This window comes from Methanosarcina sp. 1.H.T.1A.1, assembly GCF_000979295.1.
GTDB lineage: Archaea > Halobacteriota > Methanosarcinia > Methanosarcinales > Methanosarcinaceae > Methanosarcina.
Genome location: NZ_JJQY01000143.1, coordinates 1 through 8,248, shown reverse-complemented (window position 1 = coordinate 8,248; position 8,248 = coordinate 1). Strand labels below are relative to the sequence as shown.

7 protein-coding genes are annotated in these 8,248 nt (G+C 49.3%); 5 read left to right on the top strand and 2 right to left on the bottom strand.

The genetic code is table 11. The annotated features are described in order from the left end of the window. From EO95_RS14140 to EO95_RS14130, 3 genes are all read left to right on the top strand, one after another. A partial coding sequence (locus EO95_RS14140; protein WP_048135677.1) for a glutamate synthase-related protein occupies positions 1-1,427 on the top strand: 1,427 nt, incomplete at its 5' end. A gap of 2 nt (positions 1,428-1,429) precedes the next feature. After that, positions 1,430-2,173 carry a hypothetical protein gene (locus EO95_RS14135; protein WP_048135674.1) on the top strand — a complete coding sequence of 248 codons (744 nt, stop codon included), beginning with the start codon at positions 1,430-1,432 and terminating at the stop codon, positions 2,171-2,173. Between the two features lie 6 nt (positions 2,174-2,179). After that, positions 2,180-3,214 carry a Coenzyme F420 hydrogenase/dehydrogenase, beta subunit C-terminal domain gene (locus EO95_RS14130; RefSeq protein WP_048135671.1) on the top strand — a complete coding sequence of 345 codons (1,035 nt, stop codon included), beginning with the start codon at positions 2,180-2,182 and terminating at the stop codon, positions 3,212-3,214. A gap of 73 nt (positions 3,215-3,287) precedes the next feature. Here EO95_RS14130 and EO95_RS14125 read toward each other — a convergent pair whose 3' ends face one another. Continuing rightward, a complete protein-coding gene (locus EO95_RS14125) occupies positions 3,288-4,508 on the bottom strand; it encodes a Xaa-Pro peptidase family protein (RefSeq protein WP_048135669.1) in 1,221 nt (406 codons plus the stop codon). Between the two features lie 156 nt (positions 4,509-4,664). Between EO95_RS14125 and EO95_RS14120 the strand changes: the two genes are divergently transcribed. Continuing rightward, positions 4,665-5,201, top strand: coding sequence for a DUF2284 domain-containing protein (locus EO95_RS14120; protein WP_048135667.1), 537 nt, complete (start codon positions 4,665-4,667; stop codon positions 5,199-5,201). Between the two features lie 114 nt (positions 5,202-5,315). Here the strand turns inward: EO95_RS14120 and EO95_RS14115 are convergent, their stop codons facing one another. Next, positions 5,316-7,157, bottom strand: a complete 1,842-nt coding sequence (locus tag EO95_RS14115; RefSeq protein ID WP_156164074.1) for a S8 family serine peptidase — start codon at positions 7,155-7,157, stop codon at positions 5,316-5,318. A 350-nt stretch (positions 7,158-7,507) separates the two neighbouring features. On the opposite strand from EO95_RS14115, the gene npdG reads away from it, so the two are divergent. Further along, on the top strand, positions 7,508-8,239 hold the full coding sequence (npdG, locus tag EO95_RS14110) for an NADPH-dependent F420 reductase (RefSeq protein ID WP_052733598.1): 732 nt from the start codon (positions 7,508-7,510) through the stop codon (positions 8,237-8,239). The last annotated feature ends 9 nt before the right edge of the window (positions 8,240-8,248 follow it).

The following is an 8,248-nucleotide window of genomic DNA, read 5'->3' as shown; positions in this document are numbered from 1 at the left end:
GTTCCTACGGCGTATACAGGAGAGAAGGCGACAGGATCCTGATAGAGTCCAGGAAATGTACCGCCTGCCTCCGCTGTGTTGCAATGTGCCCGAGGGACGCAATTAATATTACGGAAAAACCCATCGACTACCGTTCCCACCCCATCTGGACCCGGGAAGCCAGGGAAGACATCATCAACCAGGCCCGCAGTGGAAAGATCATCCTTTCAGGGATGGGAAACGCCAGAGATCTGCCAATTATCTATGACCGCCTTCTCCTTGATGCCTGCCAGGTCACAAACCCGAGCATCGATCCCCTGAGAGAACCCATGGAACTCAGGACCTATATAGGGAAGAAGCCGTCCAAACTCAAATTCAGAAAAACCGAGAGTGGAGACGTTGAGCTTGAAACAAAGCTGGCCCCCAACCTGAAACTCGACACCCCTATCATGATCGGGCACATGAGTTTCGGAGCCATCAGCCTTAACTCCCAGCTCAGCATGGCAAAAGCCGTAGCCGAAACCGGAACCTTCATGGGGACAGGAGAAGGTGGACTGCACAAGAAGCTCTACCCCTACCAGGACCACATGATCGTCCAGGTCGCTTCAGGCCGCTTCGGTGTGAACATCGACTACCTCGAAAGGGGCGCTGCCATTGAGATCAAGATCGGACAGGGAGCAAAGCCGGGAATAGGAGGGCACCTCCCCGGAGAAAAGGTAAACGAAGAAGTCTCCAAAACCCGTATGATCCCCCTCGGAAGCGATGCAATCAGCCCTGCACCTCATCATGACATTTACAGCATTGAAGACCTTGTCCAGCTTATCAGGAGCCTGAAAGAAGCAACCGAATGGAAGAAACCGGTCTTTGTTAAGATTGCAGCAGTGCACAACGTGGCCTCCATCGCCGCAGGCATTGCCAGGTCCTCTGCAGACGCAGTGGTCATTGACGGGTTCCGCGGAGGGACCGGGGCAGCCCCGAAGGTCTTCAGGGACCATGTGGGAATCCCCATCGAAGTTGCAATCGCCAGCGTTGACCAGAAACTCCGGGAACAGGGAGTAAGGAACGAAATCTCCATCATTGCAAGCGGCGGAATAAGGAACAGCGCCGACCTTGCCAAGTCCATTGCGCTAGGAGCGGATTCCGTCTACATAGGAACTGCAGCCCTGGTCGCTCTGGGATGCAGAGTCTGTGGCAACTGTTACAGAAACCTCTGTCCCTGGGGCATTGCTACCCAGCGCCCGGACCTTGTGAGCAGGCTTGACCCCGAAACGGGAGCAGCACAGGTTTCAAACCTGATACACGGCTGGACCCTGGAACTCAGCGAACTTATGGGTGCAGCAGGCATCAACAGTATCGAAAGCCTGCGTGGAAACAGGGACCGCCTGCGCGGATATATGCTGGACGAAGGGATGCTTAAAATCCTGGACGTACAGCCAGCGGGGGCCTGAATATGAAGACGGTAAGAATTGATGCTAAGGACATGCACTACACCCCCTTAAACCAGAAAATAAGGGCAGCAGTTGCTGACGGAGCAGAGGAGATCATCCTCGATAACGTGCTCGGCCAGCGCTTTATAGGGGACGGAGTTAGAGGCAATACCCGCATCATAATCAACGGGGTCCCCGGAGGAGACCTGGGGATGTTCATGAGCGGACCCACCTGCATAATCCACGGGAACGCCGAACACGCTCCTGGAAACACCATGGACAGCGGTATGCTTGTGATCCACGGAAGCGCAGGAGACGCCGTCGCCCACAGCATGAGGGGAGGCAAGGTCTTTATAAAGAACAACATAGGCTACCGCGGCGGCATCCACATGAAGCAATATGAAGTGGAAGCCAGGCCCGTACTTGTCGTAGGCGGCACAGCCCACTCCTTCCTCGGGGAATATATGGCAGGAGGCCTTGTGCTTGTGCTCGGAATCGGCAAGGAGAAATCCATGACCGACAGGGGAATTGGCAGCGGAATCCACGGCGGAGAAATCATCATCCGCGGAGAAGTGGATGACTACCTGCTCGGAGTCGGAGCCAAGAAATTTGAGTTTACGGAAGCCGACCTGGAACGCATAGCCCCGATCATTAAGAGCTTCTGCGAGCAATTCGGATATGACCCCGCAGAGTTCCTGGACACCAATTACACAAGGATCGGACCTGCAAGCAGCCGGCCTTTTGCAAGCAAATACGTCTGGGAGTGATCAGAAATGGCAGAAAAGAAACAAATCAGTAAGACTTACCTTGACCTGAAATCAAAAGTCTGGGACACCGGCCTCTGCTCAGGCTGCGGGGCCTGCATTGCAGTCTGTCCTGCTGACGCCCTGTACTTTGAAACCGGCGGCGATTCCACAACTCCGAAAAGCAACGGCTACTGTAAAGCCGCTGTTGATGACGTGCCCTGCGGGGCCTGCTATGAGGTCTGCCCAAGGCTCGATGAACAGTCTTCAAGCCTGCTCGGAGACTACCTGGAGATCACTACCGGAAAGGCAGAATTCGACATCCCGAGAAAGCAGAGCGGTGGAGCCGTTACCGCAATCCTTGCAAACGCCCTGGAAACAGGCCTTGTAGATGCTGTGGTTACGGTCACCGAAGACCCCTGGACCCTCAAGCCACACTCCATGGTAATTACCAGAAGTGAAGCCCTCATCGGGCAGGCAGGAAGCCGCTACAACTGGTGGGTACCCCTGGTCTCGGCACTTAAGGAAGCCGTTGTGACCCAGAAGCACAGGAACATTGCAGTTGTCGGAGTTCCCTGTGTGGTCCAGGCAGTCCGCAAGATGCTTGAGACCGACCACCAGCTGGTCAGCCCCTACAAGAAGTCCATCCGCTTCGTGCTCGGGCTCTTCTGTACCGAAAGCTTCGACTACGAAAAGCTGATCGCAGGCAAGCTGAAAAGCGAGTACGCCCTCGAACCCATGAAGGTCTGCCGCATCGACGTTAAAGGCAAGCTCGAAATCACCCTCAACGACGGGACCCAGTACGTGATCCCCCTTGCCGAACTTGAGGACACCATCCGTCCGGGCTGCAACGTCTGTACGGACTTTACCGCCCTCAAAGCAGACATCTCAGCAGGTTCGGTCGGAAGCCCTGACGGCTACACAACCCTTGTCGTCCGCACCCTTGTCGGACAGCACCTCCTGGACAGCGCAGTTGCCAGCGGGAAGCTGAGCGTAGGCGGCGAGGTTAACCTCGGCATTATCGAGAAGCTAGCCACAAAGAAGATGGCAAGAAAACAGGAATAATTACTTCAAAACAGTTTTAGATGGAGTCTGACTCCATCTTTTCTTTTTCTTATTTTAGATTCTGATTTCTAAATCAATATACAGGAATCAAGCCCGGATTGTTCCCTGTAATGCATTCTCCACCATCAGCAGTTACTATGAAGGTATTTTCAATTCCCACCATTCCGATGTTTTCAATTCCTCTTTTGGGTTCCAGGGCAAATACCATTCCTTCCCGCAGGGGCTCATCAAACCCGGCTGCAATCACAGGGGTTTCATCGATCAATAAGCCAACCCCATGCCCGAGGAATTTCACTTTACGGCCCCCAAAGCCCATGAAATTTTGCAGGAATTCCTCATCAAGCCCATTCATTATGGTATTGTAGATTTCCGAGGGGATAGCCCCGGGTTTTAACATTGCTGCAGCTTCGTTCTGGATAGCCACGCATTTATTGTGAATATCTATGGCATATTGCGGAAGGGAAGAACCAAACATGTATGTTGTGGTTTTGTCCGTATGGTAACCTTCGACCCCGCACCCGACATCAACAAAGACCAGGTCTCCTTTCCTCAATTTCCGGTCCCGGCTCCCGAGCAGGGGGACTGCAGGGCACAATCCGAGCTTTCCCCCGGGCCCGTTAAAATAGGTCGGATAAATGGAGCTTTCCCCAAAACAGACATTTCCCAGAATCATCTCCGTATCAAACATGCCAAAGCGGGATACTCCATGGTGCCCTTCTTTTATCAGAACTGAGAACAATTCGGTTGCGAGGTCCGCTTCACTCATCCCTTCCCGCAGCATCTCAGGCACAAGGTCTTCGAGCACATGCTGATGAATCCTGCCGGATTCTCGCAACAGGGACAGCTCATATTCGCTTTTTACAGTTCTCACAGAGGCAATCTGGGTATCAACGGATTTAACATATTTAAAGGGGAAGTATTTTTGAAACCGCTGATATAAAGCCAGAGGGACAACTTCAGTTTCCAGATATACCGCATCCGAAAGCTTGCTTTCATTACCTGCTTTATCTGGCTTGCCCATGCTCCCTGCAGCGTCCCGGAAACTATTCATGGGTTCTATATTGGAAAATAACGATTCATCAAGAGCCCTTTCATAACTGCGCCGGACCCAGAATGTTGCCTCTTCGTCCCTCGGGACAATTAGCATTCCGTCCTGCATCGTACCGGTAAAATAGTAAAGGTTAATTTTGCTGAAGATGACAGCAATTTCCCAGTCGGGATTTGATGCGTCCATCCGTTTTCTGAAACGGGTCATACGGTATTCCAGTTCAGTAAAAGGTACTTTCTTCGTCATGGGTATCCCTTTACTAAGTTATCTGCTACCAATTATAGAAGTGTAACCGGGGTAGTGAAAAGTGTTCCCATAACTTTTCAGGGTACAGTTATCAGGGCGTAGTTACTAAATTATATCAAGCACGAATTCAAAAGTTAGAAGTTAGGGGGATTGGATTTGTCAGAAAATTTCAACAGCCTGATTGAAAAAGCCTCAAACCTGGGACTTAAAGCCTATCTACTGGATACAGCGGATATCCCGGTGGAAAACCGGATAGCCCTGAAATGCGCCTATGGCTGCCGGAGCTACGGGAAACGGTTGAGCTGCCCTCCTCACATCCTTTCTATTGAGGATTTCAGAAAAGTCCTGCAGGAATACAAAAATGCACTTCTCCTTATGGAAGAGCACGAAGCCTCCGGGGAGGACGCCCTCAAAGCCTGGGGAGAACTCCGGAAAACCTCTTTCAGGAAAATGTACGAGCTCGAACAGGAGGCTTTCAGGAACGGCTTCATCTTCGCCCAGCTCTTAAGGCCCGGCTCCTGCAACGAATGTGAGGTCTGCAACCTTGAAAAATGCGTAAAGCCGGAAATGAGGCGCTTTGCACCTGAGGCTGTCGGAATAAATGTCCAGAAGGCAATGGAAGGGGCAGGGCTTGTACTTGAGTTCTGCAAGCCTGAAAAAACTGCATGTGTTGGGATTTTACTGCTGGAGTGAAAATTAGGGTGAGCCTGAGCAGATTTAAGTTAATGGAGTTCAGGTTATAGCCCCTAATTAAAAACTCACAGCCTTTGAATAGTATCCTGCCGTCCTTTTTCAGCCTGTCCCCCATCAACGAGATCCCTTTACTGCTGCTCTGGCAGGTAAATTTGCCAGAGAGTAGATCCGTTCAAGGGGCATGGAAAGTTTCAGTATAAAGATTCCTTTTGTTTCCACAGGCGAAGCTTCGGATTTTTCCAATAATAAACTGCCGCCGGGAGAGAGGTTTTCAAGAAGGTGGACTGTGCGGTCGTTAACTGAACCGTACCCGAAAATAGTGTCGTACCCCGGTTCTCCGAGATCTTCGGCTGAGGAACACAGGATCTCGCGAATTTCACTGCCGGTCTTTTCGGGGTACATGTTCCAGATAAGAGCTCCGACTCCTGCAACAGAGGGGGCGGAAGCACTTGTACCCATAAAGAAACTGCCCTTTCCGTTTATGCTTGAAACTTTCACACTGCCGGGCCCACTGAGGTCGGTCTTGTTCCTGAGTTCTGGTTCCGGATAGTAGATGCTTACAGGCCCGCGGGAAGAGTAGGCTGCGATCTCCCTATTTTCCGGATTTCCTGAATCAACCGCCCCAACACAGATAACGCCCGGAACAGCGGGATGCCCGAAGACCGAGTCCTCCTCAACCAGATTGTCAGGATGAACCTTTACGGAGGAGTTAGGGTAAATATAAACTTCCAGTACCCTATCCTCTCCTGAATGTTTTTTGACAGAAATACCCAGTGTTTGTACAGCTTCCTCCCTGTTGACGTATTTGATATATTCAAGAGGGGTATCTGTGCCACTCTGAGCCTTTTCACTTGCAGCAATTTCGTTTCCGCTGCAGCAGTCATAGAGGTAAAGGTCGTAGTCGTTTTCGGAACAGTTCCAGTGGTCATTCCACTGGAGGACCACGGTCACTTTCTCACCTGGGGGGACGTCCATGTAAATATTATTAGAAGTGCTGGCCCCGGAACTGAAATCGTGCCAGCCTGACCCGTTATCGAAAAACATACCCTGATAATGGCGGCCTGCGTCATTACCTGCTGCGCTCACATAGAGAATGTCCTGGCTTTCTATTAATTCTTTAATATGGGAAGCTACAATTCCATCTTCGAAGAAAGGTTCATCAGGCCAGCCCACATCATCGCATATAATCCGGCAACCTTCGGCAAGGAGGGTATCAACAGCCCTGTTAAATTCAAGCTTGTTACGGCCTGCACTATGGAAATACAGTTCCGCACCAGGAGCTGTCTCATGGACTATTTCGAGCATTACAGTACCCTCTTTTCCATTTCCGGGAGAAAGTACGTGTACATCCTCAGGCAGAACTCCCGATGCCATGGCTTCAGATATGCCTTCTACTCCATCGGAAATTATCCCGATTTTAATTCCGGCTCCTGTTACACCGTCCGGTTTCCAGAACTCTTCAGAAGAAGAAGAAAAAGTTGTTTTTTCTTCCCGGTCCACCTTTCTTATAACAGGAGAAATAGCAGGCTGGACTGAATGTACTCCTTTAAGAGAGGATAGTTCTTCAAATGATTCCAGTTTAACGCAAACTGCAGCAATACCGGATTCTTCATCCCATTCTTCAACCCTGGAACAGGAGTCCAGCACCCCTGCATCCGTACCGGGAAAAAGCCGGACATATGCAGTAAGATTCTCTTCGACTTCTTCGTTGTAGATTCTGCCTGAATCTCCTTTCGGCGGTTCCGAAAGAGATGAGAGCGGGCGCAATACTCCTGAATCTGATGAAACCAGTCCGGAAGATAATAAACCAGAAGTTAGACCGGAAGTTTCCGGTTCAGATTCGAGAGATCCGACTCCTTCACGTACTATAAAATTGAAATGAGAAAATATGCCTGTAAAGACTATGACTAATATTGACAGGTACAATACTCTCCTGGTGTAACTCCCCAGATACACTACCCCCCGATGTTGCTTATATGGTAAGTTAAGGATGCAAACAGAATACAGGTATATGCGAAGTAATTCCTGCAGCAAGAACTAAACAGAATCAACTTATTTTAACATATATCGATATACATTATAAATATTTCCACTAATAATTAATATGAATTCAGAACAAGAATTCAGAATAAACGACATCTAATGAGAAACTAAATTATTAAGTGCTTAACAAAAACAGGAATTACTTAATAAAATAATTTAACCATAACATTACGTATTATAATTAAATGAGTGAAGACAGAAGATATATTAACTTCCGGACATATGTTATGGGAAGACATAGCAAACTGGAGGTCTTGTTCAAATTGAATTCTGAAAAGCTTAAAATAGCTGTTCTTGGAGGAACCGGCAACATCGGAGAAGGAATGGTGCTAAGGCTTGCCCTTCAAAACCTTATGCCTGATGGTGTGAAGAATGAGATAATTATCGGGTCCAGGTCTCTGGAAACTGCAGATGAGGCTGCAAAAAAAGCTTTATCAGAGCTTGAAAATTGCGGGTTTGATACATCAAGGACAACAATTACCGGTATGAGCAACCTTGATGCCGCGCAGGCAGCCGAAGTAATAATACTTACGATCCGTTTTGACCACGTTTTGCCTTTGCTGGAAGAGATAAAAGAGGCCATTGAAAATAAGATTCTTATTTCACCTGTGGTTCCAATGGTAAAAGAAGGGGGCCTTATGGCATACAAACCTCCGGAAGAAGGCTCAGCAGCCCTTGCAATTAAGAAAAATGCCCCGGAATCTGCCAGAGTTGTTGCAGCTTTCCACAACATCCCTGCAGGAAAACTCAAAGATGTTGTTAAATGCAAAGCCGTACACGATGCACTTGTATGCAGCGACGATGCCGACGCAAAGAAACTTGTTATGGAGCTTACACGGCATATGGGTTGCCTCAAACCCCTGGACGGCGGCCCTCTTAAGCAGGCAAACACCATGGAATCTCTGACACCTTTACTGATCAATCTTGCAAAACTGAATGGGCTTAAAGCTGTCTCTTATACACATCTGACGCTGCCGACGAATAGAGAGGTGTAGATCTCGGTG